The 14080-nt window shown below is 66.8% G+C and carries 12 protein-coding genes; 5 read left to right on the plus strand and 7 right to left on the minus strand.

Going from position 1 to position 14080, the window contains the following annotated elements:
• Window positions 1-159 precede the first annotated feature (159 nt).
• Window positions 160-1593 carry a carboxylesterase family protein gene (locus tag EDF57_RS19080; protein WP_134095364.1) on the plus strand — a complete coding sequence of 478 codons (1434 nt, stop codon included), beginning with the start codon at window positions 160-162 and terminating at the stop codon, window positions 1591-1593.
• A gap of 30 nt (window positions 1594-1623) precedes the next feature.
• Here EDF57_RS19080 and EDF57_RS19085 read toward each other — a convergent pair whose 3' ends face one another.
• Window positions 1624-3924 carry a UvrD-helicase domain-containing protein gene (locus EDF57_RS19085; RefSeq protein WP_208324898.1) on the minus strand — a complete coding sequence of 767 codons (2301 nt, stop codon included), beginning with the start codon at window positions 3922-3924 and terminating at the stop codon, window positions 1624-1626.
• 134 nt (window positions 3925-4058) lie between these two features.
• On the opposite strand from EDF57_RS19085, the gene EDF57_RS19090 reads away from it, so the two are divergent.
• Window positions 4059-4736 (plus strand): hypothetical protein, encoded by a 678-nt coding sequence (locus EDF57_RS19090; protein ID WP_134095365.1) that lies wholly within the window; start codon window positions 4059-4061, stop codon window positions 4734-4736.
• A 45-nt stretch (window positions 4737-4781) separates the two neighbouring features.
• Here EDF57_RS19090 and rsmD read toward each other — a convergent pair whose 3' ends face one another.
• Window positions 4782-5339 (minus strand): 16S rRNA (guanine(966)-N(2))-methyltransferase RsmD, encoded by a 558-nt coding sequence (gene rsmD / locus EDF57_RS19095; protein WP_243841144.1) that lies wholly within the window; start codon window positions 5337-5339, stop codon window positions 4782-4784.
• 26 nt (window positions 5340-5365) lie between these two features.
• Window positions 5366-6841, minus strand: coding sequence for a pseudouridine synthase (locus EDF57_RS19100; RefSeq protein WP_134095366.1), 1476 nt, complete (start codon window positions 6839-6841; stop codon window positions 5366-5368).
• A gap of 110 nt (window positions 6842-6951) precedes the next feature.
• On the opposite strand from EDF57_RS19100, the gene EDF57_RS19105 reads away from it, so the two are divergent.
• Window positions 6952-8634, plus strand: coding sequence for an MFS transporter (locus EDF57_RS19105; RefSeq protein WP_134095367.1), 1683 nt, complete (start codon window positions 6952-6954; stop codon window positions 8632-8634).
• Window positions 8635-8637: 3 nt separating this feature from the next.
• Here EDF57_RS19105 and EDF57_RS19110 read toward each other — a convergent pair whose 3' ends face one another.
• The 3 genes from EDF57_RS19110 to trpB form a co-directional block, all read right to left on the minus strand.
• Window positions 8638-9933: a folylpolyglutamate synthase/dihydrofolate synthase family protein gene (locus EDF57_RS19110; protein ID WP_134095368.1), complete on the minus strand. Its 1296-nt coding sequence runs from the start codon at window positions 9931-9933 to the stop codon at window positions 8638-8640.
• A 103-nt stretch (window positions 9934-10036) separates the two neighbouring features.
• Window positions 10037-10816, minus strand: coding sequence for a tryptophan synthase subunit alpha (gene trpA, locus EDF57_RS19115; protein WP_134095369.1), 780 nt, complete (start codon window positions 10814-10816; stop codon window positions 10037-10039).
• Between the two features lie 2 nt (window positions 10817-10818).
• Window positions 10819-12060 carry a tryptophan synthase subunit beta gene (gene trpB / locus EDF57_RS19120; protein ID WP_134095370.1) on the minus strand — a complete coding sequence of 414 codons (1242 nt, stop codon included), beginning with the start codon at window positions 12058-12060 and terminating at the stop codon, window positions 10819-10821.
• Between the two features lie 244 nt (window positions 12061-12304).
• On the opposite strand from trpB, the gene EDF57_RS19125 reads away from it, so the two are divergent.
• Window positions 12305-12772 carry an outer membrane beta-barrel protein gene (locus EDF57_RS19125; protein ID WP_134095371.1) on the plus strand — a complete coding sequence of 156 codons (468 nt, stop codon included), beginning with the start codon at window positions 12305-12307 and terminating at the stop codon, window positions 12770-12772.
• A gap of 180 nt (window positions 12773-12952) precedes the next feature.
• Here the strand turns inward: EDF57_RS19125 and EDF57_RS19130 are convergent, their stop codons facing one another.
• A complete protein-coding gene (locus EDF57_RS19130) occupies window positions 12953-13594 on the minus strand; it encodes a phosphoribosylanthranilate isomerase (RefSeq protein WP_134095372.1) in 642 nt (213 codons plus the stop codon).
• 85 nt (window positions 13595-13679) lie between these two features.
• On the opposite strand from EDF57_RS19130, the gene EDF57_RS19135 reads away from it, so the two are divergent.
• Window positions 13680-14078, plus strand: a complete 399-nt coding sequence (locus tag EDF57_RS19135; RefSeq protein WP_243841145.1) for a DUF4019 domain-containing protein — start codon at window positions 13680-13682, stop codon at window positions 14076-14078.
• Window positions 14079-14080: the final 2 nt, after the last annotated feature.

The following is a 14080-nucleotide window of genomic DNA, read 5'->3' on the forward strand; positions in this document are numbered from 1 at the left end:
TGAAGGGTGTTTTTCCAGCTAATTCAAAAACGCCCCGCTTTTTCTTCGGAGGAAGCGGGGCGTTTTTGCGTTGCGCCTGAGCGCGGGTGATCTCGCTTGCGTGGCTGCACAGCCGCATGCCAGACTGCTTTCGAAGAGGCTGTCTGCTGCGGGGATCCGATGAAATACAGGTACATGCTGGCGTTCGTAGGCGTGTTTGCGGCTTCCTGCGGCGCGCAGGCCGGTCCCCGGCCGGAAGCGGTCGTCGAGGGCGGCAAGCTGGCTGGCCGCGTTGAGAACGGCGTGGCCAGCTGGAAGGGCATTCCTTTCGCCGCGCCGCCGGTCGGTCCCTTGCGCTGGCGCGCGCCGCAACCCGCCGCCGCCTGGCAGGGAACCCGCGAGGCCACGACTTATGGCCATGACTGCATGCAGAAGCCCTTCGACGGCGACGCGGCGCCGCTCGGCACGCCGCCTGCCGAGGATTGCCTTTACGCCAATGTCTGGCGTCCTGCCGCAGCCAAGGGCAAGCTGCCGGTGGTCGTGTGGATCTACGGCGGCGGCTTCGTGAACGGGGGCGCTTCGCCGCCGACCTATTCCGGCGCGGAACTGGCGCGGCAGGGCGTCCTGTTCTTCAGCTTCAACTACCGCATCGGTCGCTTCGGGACTTTCGCGCATCCGGCGCTTACTCGGGCGGCGGAGGACGGCGGCATGGTGGGCAACTACGGCTACATGGACCAACTGGCCGCGCTGCGCTGGGTTCAGCGCAACATCGCGGCTTTCGGGGGCGATCCGGCCAATGTCACCATCATCGGCGAGAGCGCCGGCGGCATGTCGGTGAACAATCTCGTGACCTCGCCCGAGGCCGATGGCCTGTTTCACAAAGCGGTCGTGATGTCGGGCGGGAACGGCACGAGCCTGGCCAATCCGGATCTTGCCGCGGCGGAAGAGATCGGTGGCCGCTTCGGGCAGTCCAAGGACATCGCTCCGGGCGACCCGGAGGCCCTGGCGAAATTGCGCGGATTGACGGCCGAGCAAGTGATCGACGGCCTCAATCTCGCGGCGCTGTTCACGCCGCCCGGGGGCTTGCGGACCTTCGCCAGTCCCTTCTCCGATGGCCGCATAGCGGTGGACCAGCGCAAGGCTTATGAAACCAACCGCTTCCACCGCGTTCCGATGATGATCGGCGCGACCAGCGACGACATCGGCGGCGTCAGTGGCGGCATGGTAGCCGGCGCGCGGCAGATCTCCGACCTTGTCGCCAAGGCGGGCGTTCCGGTCTACGAGTACCGCTTCTCCTACGTTGCGTCCTCGCTGGAGGGCGGCGGCAAGGGCGCCGGCCACGCTACCGACATCCCGTTCTTCCTCGATACCCAGGCGGTGAAATATGGAGACCGGACCAGTGCCCGCGACAAGGCGATGGGCGGGATCGTCAGCGCCTATCTCGTGAATTTCGCGCGGACCGGCGATCCCAACGGCGCCTCCTTGCCGAAGTGGTCGCCGCGCGCCGGGGAGGGCGGGAATCTTCTCGACTTTGCAGCCGATGGCACGGCGCGCTTCGAGCGCGATCCGTGGATCGAGCAGATTCACGCGGCGCCGGTAAAGACCGGCCTCTGAAATGGCATCAAGCTGGCAGGCTGGGCCGCGTCAGCCTGCCGGTTTGACGAAACTGTCGAGCACGCGCTTGAGTCCGGCCTGTTCGAATTCGATCTCCAGCTTGTTGCCTTCCTGGGAGATCACCGCGCCGTAGCCGAACTTCTCATGGAACACGCGGCTGCCGATTTCGATGTCGGTACGCGGTTTGGCGGCGAAGCTGGCCGCACTGCGCGTCGATTCGGCGATCTTGCGCGGCGTGGTATCGAATTCCCGGGCTGCGGCGCGCTGCCACCCCGGGCCACGCGTTACCGTGCGGGCGGGCTGGGCGCGGGCCACTTCGGCAAAGGGATCCGCCATTTCGGACCATTGCGCCCGCCAGAGCGAAGCGCCGCCGGTCAGCGTGGTTTCGCTCTCGACGTGATCGTCCGGAAGTTCGGCAATGAAGCGCGAGGGGATCGAACTGGTCCACTGGCCGTAGATCCGCCGATTGGCCGCGTGCAGGATCGTGCACTTGCGCCGCGCGCGGGTGATCGCGACGTAGGCGAGCCGGCGCTCTTCCTCCAGGCTGGCCAATCCGCCTTCGTCCATCGCCCGCTGCGAGGGGAACACGCCTTCCTCCCAGCCGGGCAGGAACACATGCTCGAACTCGAGTCCCTTGGCCGCATGCATGGTCATGATCGTGACCTTTTCCTCGTCGGAGGCAGCGTCGTTGTCCATCACGAGGCTGACGTGCTCGAGGAAATCGCCGAGCGTTTCGTATTCCTCCATGGCCCGCGCCAGTTCGACGAGGTTTTCGAGGCGCCCGCTGGCTTCGGGCGTCTTCTCTGCCTGGAGCGCGTCCGTATAGCCGCTCTCATCCAAGACGGTGCGCATGAGATCGGCTGGGTTCTCGGTGCCGGAAAGGTCCCGCCACCGCGCGAAGTCGCGCATCAGCGACAGGAACGTGTTGCGCGGGCGGGCCGGCAATTCGTCGCTGTCGGCGATCTCGATCGCGGCCATGGCAAGCGGGATGTTCCGGCGCCGAGCGAGCGTGTGCAGCGCCTCCAGCGCCTTGGCGCCCAGGCCGCGCTTGGGGGCATTGTAGATGCGCTCGAAGGCAAGGTCGTCCGCCGGCTGCGCGATCACGCGCAGATAGGCGAGGGCATCGCGGATCTCGGCGCGTTCGTAGAAGCGGAAGCCGCCGACGATGCGATACTTCATGCCGATTGAGATGAACCGGTCTTCGAATTCGCGGGTCTGGTACTGTGCGCGCACGAGGATGGCCACCTGGTCGAGCGGGGCGCCTTCGCGCTCCAGCCGCTCGATCTCGTCGCCCACGCGGCGCGCTTCCTCGGGGGCATCCCAGACGCCGATCACCCGGACCTTGTCGCCGGGATGGCGCTCGGTCCACAGCGTCTTGCCGAGGCGCTGGGTATTCTCGCCGATCAGGCCCGAAGCGGCGGCGAGGATCTGCGGGGTGGAGCGATAGTTCTGCTCCAGCCGGATCACCTTGGCGCCCGGAAAATCCTTTTCGAACTTGAGGATATTCGCCACTTCGGCGCCGCGCCAGGAATAGATCGACTGGTCGTCGTCTCCCACCACGCAAATGTTCTTGCGCTCCTGCGCGATGAGCCGGAGCCACAGGTACTGGACCTGGTTGGTGTCCTGATACTCGTCCACCATCACGTATTTGAACCGCTGCTGATACTGTTCCAGCACCTCGCGGTGAGTGCGCAGGATGTTGAGCATGTGCAGCAGGAGGTCGCCGAAATCGCAGGCGTTCACGGCCTTCAGGCGGTCCTGATAGAGCTGGTAGAACTTCTGCCCGCGGCCATTGGCATAGGCTTCGTTCTCGCCTGCATCGAGGTCGGCCGGGTTTAGGCCGCGATTCTTCCAGCGATCGATGCAACCCGCAAGCTGGCGGGCGGGCCAGCGCTTTTCGTCCAGCCCTTCGGCCTGGATGAGCTGCTTGAGCAGGCGCAACTGATCGTCGGTATCGATGATCGTGTAGTTGGGTTGCAGCCCCACCAGCTCCGCATGGCGGCGCAGCATCTTGGCGGCGATGGCGTGGAACGTGCCCAGCCAGGGCATGCCTTCCACGGCCGGGCCGATCAGGTGCCCCACGCGCTCGCGCATTTCGCGGGCGGCCTTGTTGGTGAACGTGACGCAGAGAATCTCGCTCGGCCAGGCGAGGCGGCTGCGCACCAGATGCGCCAGGCGGCGGGTGAGCGCCGCCGTCTTGCCCGTGCCGGCCCCGGCCAGCATCAGCACCGCGCCTTCGGTGGTCAGCACGGCCTCTCGCTGCGGCGGATTGAGCCCTTCCAGCAGGGGGTCCGAGGAGGCTTCGGGCAGAGAGGATTGCAGATCGTTCACCCGTGAACATCTAGGGAACGGGATGTCGTGGCGCAAGGCCGGTTCGTCGCAGCCCCGGAACAATCCCCCGGCGCCGGGAGTCGCCTAGTCACGGAAAAGAATAACCAGAAACACGAGCAGATGGAGAGTGAGTCATGCACAAATATCTCCTTTCGGGCGCGGCAGCCCTGGCCATCCTGGGCATGTCCGGCGCCGTCCAGGCCCAAGACACCGCTGGGGCTTCCGGCACCACGGACACTGCCGGCGAGATGCCCCCTGTGCCGGAAGCCCCGCCGCCGCCCGCAACTCCTTCCGATTCGAGCATGCCCTCGGGCATGGCCGGGGCCAAGCCCATCACCTCCTCGACCATGACACCGGACCAGAAGTCCATGTACGACGCCTGGCCGGCCGCCCAGCGCGCAGACTACGACTCGTGGACGCCGGAGTATCAAGCCTATTATTGGAGCCTCACGGCGCCGCAGCAGAAGGGCTACTGGGCGCTCACCCCGGACCAGCGCGGGCAAATCTACAAGATGACCCCGGAGCAGCAGGCGATCGCTTGGAACTCGATCTCGCAGCAGATGGCCGGCAAGACACCGACGACGCCCCCGGCACAAGCGAACCCTCCGGGTGAAGGCATGCCGACGACCGGCGTTCCCGATCCGCAATATGCCGACCAGACGGTGCGCCCGGCCATGCCGGCCGACCAGACCTATCAGGGCGGTCCCTACAAGGGCGCAATGACCCCGCCGCCTGCGACCGCGATGAACAAGGATTATCCGGTCTGCAGCAAGACCGTGAAGGACGGCTGCCGCAATCGCGGCGGCAAGTAAGCCGGGCGAGACCGTCCCGAACCTTGTCCGGGACGGTGCTGCCTTTTAGCCGACGGGCCGCAGCAGATGGATGCGGGCCTTGCCGACATCGCGCGAGCTTTCGAGTTCGAAGCCCTTGATGGAAACGGCTTCCGTCTTGGCGGTCTCCAGGCTGACCCAGGTCTGTTCGCCAATCCAGCCGAGCCGCGCGAGCTTGTCGATCGCGACTGCGCCGGCGCCCGTCTCGTAAGGCGGGTCGAGCAGAACGAGGTCGAGTGTTCCCTTGGCGGGGCCGAGTGCCATGACGGATCCGGCGCGGACGTCGCTCCGGCCTTGGGCCTGAAGATTGGCGATATTGGCGCGAATCGCGCGAACCGCTGCCGGGTCCTGATCGACGAAGAGGCAATGGGCCGCACCGCGCGACAGCGCCTCAAGGCCCAGCGCACCCGATCCCGCGAAGAGATCCGCGACTTTCAGACCCTCGAATGTGCCGAGCCGGCTGGCCAGCATCGAGAACAGCGTCTCTCGCGTGCGGTCCGCCGTCGGCCGGGTGGTATCGCCTTCGGGCGCTGCCAGCTTGCGGCCACGCCATTCGCCCGCGACGATGCGCAGGCCCGTCTTCACGGCTGTGCCCCTGGCCGCGGGCCCCTTCACGACTTGATGCTCGGCAGGGTCTTGCGGAAGTTTTCGAGATCGCGCTGAGTGACCTCGAAGGCCATGCCCTTGGGCAGGTCGAGCAGGCGGAAAGGTCCGTAAGACGTGCGAATCAGGCGGCTGACCTGCAGGCCGAGGTGTTCGAGAACACGGCGGACTTCGCGGTTCTTGCCTTCCGTCAGAGTCATCTCGATCCACTGGTTGCGCCCGGTGCGGCGCTCCATGTTGGCGTCGATCTTGCCGTAGACCACGCCTTCGATCTCGATGCCTTCGATCAGGTCTTCGAGCTGTCCCTGGCTGATGTCGCCGAAAGTACGGGCGCGATAAGTGCGGGGAACGCCGGTGGCGGGCAGTTCCAGCTCGCGCTTGAACTCGCCGTCATTGGTCAGCAACAGCAGGCCCTCGGTACTGAGATCGAGACGGCCTATCGGCATCACCCTGCCGCTGCCTTCGGGCAGGGCATTGCGCAAGGCGGTGTAGATCGTCGGTCGGCCGGCGGGATCACGCTCGGCGGTGAGCAGGCCGGCGGGCTTGTGGAAGGCGAAGAGGCGGGTTTCCTCGGCCTCGCGGACCGGGTTGCCGTCCACGGTGACGCCCTTGAGGTTAGCGAGCACGGTCGAGGGGGTCTCGATCACGTCTTCACCCAGCTTCACGCGGCCTTCGATGATAAGGCGTTCGGCTTCGCGGCGGCTGGCGATGCCGGCACGGGCCAGCAGCTTGGCGATGCGTTCGCCCTCGCGCACGGGCAACCCGGCAGACTTGGGCGTGGGCGCTGCCGCCTGGGGCGCCGAGCGGGGGGGCTTGCGACGCGGGCGTTCATTGTCGAAGCGGCCGGAATCCGACGGACGGGGACCGCGCGGCGCATAAGCGCTGCCGCGCGATTCCTGCTCGCCGAAACGAGCGCCGGGGCCGCGGCGCGGCGCAGCGTCACGCGCCGGAGCGGTGGTGCGGGCAGAGCGCTCGCCGCGTGCCGGGGCGCCATCGCGCGACGGCCGATCCTCGCGGAAAGGCCGATCCTCGCGGAAGGGACGGTCACCGCGTACGGGACGGTCGCCACGATCAGGGCGTTCGGTGCGGGCCGGACGATCATCGCGCGAACGACGTTCATCGCGCACGGGGCGTTCGTTACGGCCGAAGAGCTTTTCGTCACGGCCGGCGCGGCCTGAGCGGCCGCCGCGGGCGGGGCGTTCGTCGCGCGTCGATCGCGTATCGCGGAGGTTGCGGCCGTCCCGCGAATCCCGGGCGCTGCGCGTGTCGCGCGCATCCCGTGCGGGGCCATCGCGAAATGCGCGTCCCCGGCCGCCTTCTTCCCGTCCCGCATCGCTCCGGGTCGCGCCGTCGCGTGCCGTCCGGTCGGCGCCGCGCCGGCCCGAGGTGCCTGAAGTGGTGCGCGAGGGGCCACGCGAGGAGCCGCCATCGCGGGAAGAGCCGCCACGCTTCGGGCCGCCGGATTTGAAAGGAGGTTTGGACATTCGCCCGCCCATACCTGTTGATCGCCGCTTCATCCAGCCTTCCCTTCGGGAAACCACGCGTTACGGTCGCGCAGGGCCCGTCCCCGGAGTTTGCCAACGGAGAATACTGGATGTCTGAAGCCTCTGCTGCCCCGAAGCCCGGCTTGGGGACGGTGATTCGCGCTTTGGGCAATCGGAAGACCGGGTTCATGGCGGTCTTCGGGTTTGCGGCCGGTCTGCCGTACTCGCTCCTGCTCGGCACGCTCTATGCCTGGCTGTCCGATGCCCATGTCGATCTGGAGACGATGGGCGTATTTTCGCTGATCGGGCTGGCTTACGCGTTCAAGTTCCTCTGGTCGCCCGCGCTCGACCGCATCGACCTGCCCGGCCTTCGCCGCCTTGGCCGCCGCAAGCAGTGGATCGTGACGGCGCAGGTCCTGCTCGGCATCATTCTGGTGACGCTGTCGCAGCTCGATCCAGTCGCGGCGCTGGGCCTGTTCTCGCTGCTGGCGGGCATCGGCGCCTTCGCCTCGGCCACGCAGGACATCGCCATCGACGCCTGGCGCGTCGACGTGGCAGACGACGTGGCGACCATCGACATGCTTTCCACGGTATTCCAGATGGGCTATCGCATCGCCGCGCTCGTCGGCGGGGCATTGGCCCTGATCCTCGCCGAGCGGATCGGCTGGACTTCGGTGTTCCTGGTCATGGGGCTGATTCTCGTGGCTGCGGGCGTGATCTGCCTCTTCGCGCCCGATGCGGATGCTGCCGCGCCGAGCGCCGAAGACCGGGACGAACTGCTGGAACTGCGCGAGGCCGGGCAGTTGAGCCCGCGCGTGCGCACGATTGCGCTGGCGCTGGTGGGCCTGCTGTGGGGCTGGGCGCTGGTCACCGTGGGAATCTTCATGGTCCGCTCGCTGGGCAGCGATCCGGGTGCGCGGCCCGATGCCGTCGATTTCGTGTCGACCACCGGCCCGCTCATCGTCATCGCCACCATCATCCTGCCTGCCTCCATCGCGGCGGTGCTGGTCTATCTGCAGCGCAGTGGACGTCATCTCCTGACGCAGGCCGTGCCGCACGACGGGACCGGTTCGCGCGTGGCGGACCACCTCTACCGCGCCCTGATCCTGCCGCTGACCGAACTGGTGGGGCGCATGGGCTGGGGCCTGGTGCTCGCCCTGGCGCTGGTGCTGACGTATCGCATCTGCGATTCGATCTGGGGCACTTTCGCTTATCCCTTCTACCTGGGCGAACTGAAGTACACGAAGGACGAAGTGGCCATCGCCTCCAAGTTCTTCGGCGTGGGCGCCATCGTTCTGGGCCTCGCGCTCGGGGGTACGCTGCTGACGGTGATCGGCCGCATGGCCACGCTGACGCTCGGCGCGATCCTCGCTGCGGTCACCAACCTGCTCTATGCGGACCTCGCCCTCGGCGGCGCGCGCATGGCGATGGTGAGCGACATGCTCGGCGTGACCTGGCTGGTCGAGCAGCTTGGCGGAGAGCCGCGCCTGGGCACGCTGATGGTCACGATCGGCACGGAGAACCTGGCGACGGGCATTGCCGGCGCGGCCTATATCGCCTGGCTCTCGTCCATCGTCTCCAAGGGTTACAGCGCGGTGCAATATGCGCTGCTCTCCTCGCTGACCTTGCTGGTGGGAACACTGGGGCGCGGCGCGCTGGGACAGCTCATCCAGCAGCAGGGCTATTACCGGATGTTCGTGCTCGTCACCTGGATCGGCACGATCGCCATCGTCCTGTGCCTGCTGGAATGGTGGCGCGTGGCCCGGCAGGCGCGGCGCGCGCGCCTGGCCTGATGCCTAGTCTGGCACTTCGTCGTTGGCCTTGAGCACCACGCCGGACAGATAGAGCGATCCGGCGATCAATACCGGCAGGCCATCGTCCGGCAGCGCGGCAAGCGCATCGGCCACGCTTTCGGCGCCGAGCGCGCCCGGGCCGAAGCTCGCGGCACCGTGGCAATCGTGGCCGGGCACCGGCACCGCGCGAATGCTGGCGATGCTTTCGGCCAGCGGCTGGGTGAGCGCGCGCGGGTCCTTGTTGGCCAACATCCCGATCACGAGATGCAGCCGCTGCCCGGCGAAATGACGGGCGATGGCGCGCCCGGCGTCGGGGTTGTGGCCACCGTCCAGCCAGACGGCGCGCCCTCCGGCATGACGGGTAAGCGGACCTTGGGAGAGCCGTTGCAGGCGCGCGGGCCAGTGTGCGGCGCGAATCCCCTCCGCCATGGCCTCTGGCGCGACGCTCACCCGGTCCTGATGGCGCAGCATGGCGACGGCCAGTGCGGCGTTCTCCGCCTGGTGCAGGCCGGGCAGGCTCGGCAGCGGCAGGGTGAGTTCGCCGTGCCGGTCCGAATATTCGATCACGTCGCCCACGCCCGCGTCCCAGTCGCGCCCGCGCATGTGCAGCGGGGCGCCGGCGGTCATGGCGGCGCGCTCGATCTCCAGCGCTGCGCTTTCGGGATAGGCCAGGGTGGCGACCGGGGCAGGGCTGCGGACGATGCCGGCCTTTTCGAAGGCGATGCGGGCGAGCGGGTCCTCGGGCGCGCCGGGCTCCGGGCGGAGCAGGAACGCCTCGTGGTCGATGCCCAGCGTCACGATACCGCAGGCGGCCGGGTGTTCCAGCACGTTGGTGGCATCGAGCCGCCCGCCGAGGCCGACCTCGACCACGCAGGCATCCGCAGGTTCCCGCGCGAAAGCGAGGAAGATCGCGGCCGTCGTCACCTCGAAGAAGCTGGGCTGGAGATCCTCGCCCGCATCGAGAACTTCGGCGAGCAGGTCGGCCAGCATCCCGTCGGAAATCAGCTTGCCGCCAAGGCGGATACGCTCATTGTAGCGCACGAGGTGCGGTTTGGTGGCCGAGTGGACCTTCAGGCCCTGCGCTTCCAGCATGAAGCGAAGGTAAGTGCAGGTCGAACCTTTGCCGTTCGTGCCGGCCACATGAAAGGTCGGCGGCAGGCGCTTTTGCGGGTTACCGACTCGCTCGAGCAGGGTCAGGATGGTCTCCAGCCCGAAGCGCCCCTGGGGCAGCGACAGCGCCTCCAGCCGGTTGAGCTGGGCTTGGACGCGGGGGTCTTCGGAAACGGCGAAGTCTTTCATGGCACCCGTCCGGAAAAGCACATCGCGGCAACCTGCAAGAGGCTGCCGCGATGCTGGAATTGCGTTGTCGTCATGCAATTGGCAATGACGAAAAACAGAAGGGTCAGCGCGCGGTGTGGACCGCTTCGGCCAGCGAGGCCGTCAGGGCGCGCAGATGGGCAGGAGCGTCGGTGCCGTGCTGCTTGACCAGGTCGACCAGCGCAGAGCCGACGACCACGCCGTCCGCCACTCTGGCAATGGCGCTGGCCTGTTCGGGGGTGCGCACGCCGAAACCGACGGCCACGGGGATGGTGCTGGCGGCCTTGAGCTTGGCCACGGCATCCTCGATCGAGCCTTGTGCCGCCTGCTGCATGCCGGTGACGCCTGCGACCGAGACGTAATAGAGGAAGCCCGAGGAGCCTTCGAGCACGGCAGGAAGCCGTGCCGCATCGGTGGTGGGCGTGGCGAGGCGGATGAGCGAGACGCTCTTGTCGCGCAGGGCAGGGCCGAGTTCGGCGTCTTCCTCAGGCGGGATGTCCACGCAGATCACGCCGTCCACACCGGCTTTCGCGCATTCACCGGCGAACCAGTCCGCGCCGCGCGCGATCATCGGGTTGGCGTAGCCCATCAGCACCAGCGGCACCTGGCTGTGGCGCGCACGGAATTCGCTGGCGATGCGGAACACGTCGGCGGTCCTGGTGCCGGCATCGAGGCTGCGGATGTTCGCTTCCTGGATCGCCGGGCCGTCGGCCATGGGATCGGTGAAGGGCATGCCGAGTTCGATCACGTCGGCGCCGCCTTCGACAAGCGCGTCGAGATTGGCGGCGGTGTCGCCGTCACCCCCGGTGATGAAGCAGACGAGCGCCGGGCCCTTGGCGAATGCGGTTTCGAAGCGCGTGGTCATGTTCAGAGTTCCACGCCCAGCGCTTCGGCGACGGTGAAGATGTCCTTGTCACCGCGGCCGGAGACGTTGACGACGAGCAGCTTGTCCTCGTCCATCTCGGCGGTCAGCTGCGGCAGCGCGGCGAGGGCGTGCGCGCTTTCGAGCGCCGGGATGATGCCTTCCAGTTCGCAGCAGAGCTGGAACGCTTCCAGCGCCTGCGTATCCGTGATCGGCACGTAGTTCACACGGCCGCTCTCATGCAGCCAGGAATGCTCCGGCCCGAGGCCCGGATAGTCGAGACCGGCCGAGATCGAGTGGGCCTCGGTGATCTGGCCGTCCTCGTCCTGGAGCAGGTAGGTCTTGTTGCCGTGCAGGATGCCGGGCTTGCCGCCGGTAAGCGAGGCGGCGTGCTTGTCGGTCTCGATGCCGTGGCCCGCGGCTTCGATGCCGGTCATCGCCACTTCGGGATCGTCGAGGAAGGGGTGGAACAGGCCGATCGCGTTCGATCCGCCGCCCACGGCCGCCACCAGCATGTCGGGCAGGCGGCCTTCCTTCTCCAGCATCTGCTCGCGCGCTTCCTTGCCGATGATCGACTGGAAATCGCGCACCAGCTCGGGATAGGGGTGCGGGCCGGCGGCGGTGCCGATGATGTAGAAGGTGTCGTGGACGTTCGCGACCCAGTAGCGCAGCGCGTCGTTCATCGAGTCCTTGAGGGACTGCGATCCGCTTTCGCAGGAGACGATTTCGGCGCCCAGCAGCTTCATGCGGAACACGTTGGGCTTCTGGCGCTCGATATCCTTGGCGCCCATGAAGATCTTGCAGGGCAGGCCGAAGCGCGCGGCGACGGTGGCCGTGGCGACTCCGTGCTGGCCGGCGCCGGTCTCGGCGATGATCTTCTTCTTGCCCATGCGGATGGCCAGAAGGATCTGGCCGATGCAGTTGTTGATCTTGTGCGCGCCGGTGTGGTTCAGCTCTTCGCGCTTGAAGTAGATCTTCGGGCCTTTTCCGGCCGGCGCGAGGCCGCGGAAATGCTCGGTCATGCGCGGGGCATAGTAGAGCGGGCTGGGGCGGCCGACGAAGTCCTTCATCAGCGCATCGAATTCGGCCCAGAACGCCGGATCCTGCTGTGCCTTGCGGTATTCCTTCTCGAGATCGAGGATCAGCGGCATCAGCGTTTCTGCAACGTAGCGACCGCCGAACTGGCCGAAATGGCCGGTTTCGTCGGGCAGGGAGCGGAAACTGTTCACGGGCGTCGGTGCGGTCATGAAACGGGCGATTGGCAGAGCGCGACCTGCAAGTCCAGCGCCTTGCTTCCTTGGGGTGCGCCAACCCGTTTTCAATTGCAAATCATGCAACAGACGCACCTGCAATGGCAAGATAATGTCTGTAAGTGGCAGTTTCGTGACGTTTCGGGGTAATTATGAATTATTTCGTTCATCTGGGTGAAAGGTTGGGGGGAGCAGCGGGGCGGCTCCCGGTGAGGGCCGGGACATTCTGGAGTTTAAAAATATGCGTATTGCACTCGTTTCGCTCGCTGCGGTTGCTTCCGTGGCCGCCGCCACCCCCGCTCTCGCCAACGAAGCGCGCGTCGAAGCCCGCACCGGCATCATCTGGGACGACAGCGACAGCGAAGCAGTTGCAGGCGTCGCAGTCGGCTACGACTACGACCTGGGCAACAAGTTCTTCGTGGGCGTCGAAGGTTCGGCTGACAAGATCCTGACCGACGACACCCGCGTTTCGTGGGGCGTTGGCGGCCGCGCCGGCTTCAAGGTCACCCCGACCACCAAGCTCTACGCCAACTCGACCTGGCAGTCGAAGTTCGCCAAGTACGGCAACAGCGCTGTTGCCGTTGGCGGTGGTCTTGAGCAGTCGCTCAACGACCGCTTCTACGGCAAGGTCGAATACAAGCACCTGCTGGTTGGCGACAACACCCCCGACGCAGACGTCGGCCTGGTTGGCGTTGGCGTAAAGTTCTGATCGGATTTCCGGCCTGACGCAGCTACCGAGTTCGTCAGGCCGGAGCCGGCACAGGGAATTCGCTCTGCAAGGAGCGTAAGCCAGGGAAGGGCGGTCTATGAGGGGCCGCCCTTTCTATTTGCATGCCCTCCGCGCGTGATCGCGCCGCGCCAGGCCGCGCCGCGATCCGGCAGGTTGCGGTCAGGACGCCTGCAGGGCGCGCGCGAAAGCGGCGATCCGGTCGAGGTCCTTGACGCCCGGTGCGCTCTCGACGCCCGAAGAGGTGTCCACCAGCGGAGCGCCGGTCAGCCGAACGGCCTCGGCGACGTTTTCCGGGTTCAGGCCTCCCGCCAGGCCCCAGGGGATGGGGCTCTTCCAGTTCGCCACGAGATTCCAGTCGAAGCTCAGGCCCATGCCGCCGGGCAGGCTGCCTTTGGGTGTCTTGGCATCGAACAGCACGAGATCCACGGCTCCGGCATAAGTGGCGGCCCTGGCCGCATCTTCCGCCGTGGCGACCGAAAGCGCTTTCCACACCGCAATCCCGAACTGCGCGCGAAGCTGCGCTGCGCGGGCGGGACTCTCGCTGCCGTGAAGCTGAAGGGCATCGAGCCGTGCGCTGGCGACGGCTTCGCCGATCGTTGCATCGTCGGCATCGACGAACAGGCCCACCCGGCCGATCCGCCCTTCCGCGCGCTCCGACAGGAGCGCTGCCTGCGCCGGCGTGACGTTGCGCGGACTCCTGGGAAAGAACACGAAGCCGGCATGGGCGGCGCGCGCGCGGATCGCCGCGTCGAGTGCGTCGGGCGTGCTTATCCCGCAGATCTTGATCGCGGCAGTTGGCATGTCGTTTTTCCGGCCTAGATTGCGTCCCGGAACCAAGGGGGACAGGATGAACCGCCAAATGTCGAGACGGGTCGGCCGCTATCTAGTGCCATTTATCGCCGCCGCAATGCTGGCGGGCTGCGGCGTGAAGGAGTCGTTCAAGGACGCCGAAGCCGAAGTGGCGAAATTCCACCAGGCGATGGACGCCGGAAACCTGCAGCCGATCTGGCGTCAGGCCGATCCGGCGCTGCGCAAGGGTCCGGAGCACGACCAGCTCGCCAAGGCGCTGGAAGCCGTGCAGCGCAAGCTCGGCAAAGTGAAGGGGACCAAGCAGGTGGGCTGGAACGCCAATGCCACCACTGGCGGCACCTTCGTCACCCTGACGTACGAGACGCAGTTCGAACGCGGGTCGGGCGTCGAACAGTTCGTCTATCGCAAGAGTGACGAAGGCCAGGTGGCGCTGACCGGCTACAACATCCAGTCGCAGGACATGATGCTCAACTGAGC

The sequence above is a fragment of the Novosphingobium sp. PhB55 genome (genome assembly GCF_004368805.1).
In the GTDB taxonomy this organism is placed as follows: Bacteria; Pseudomonadota; Alphaproteobacteria; order Sphingomonadales; family Sphingomonadaceae; genus Novosphingobium.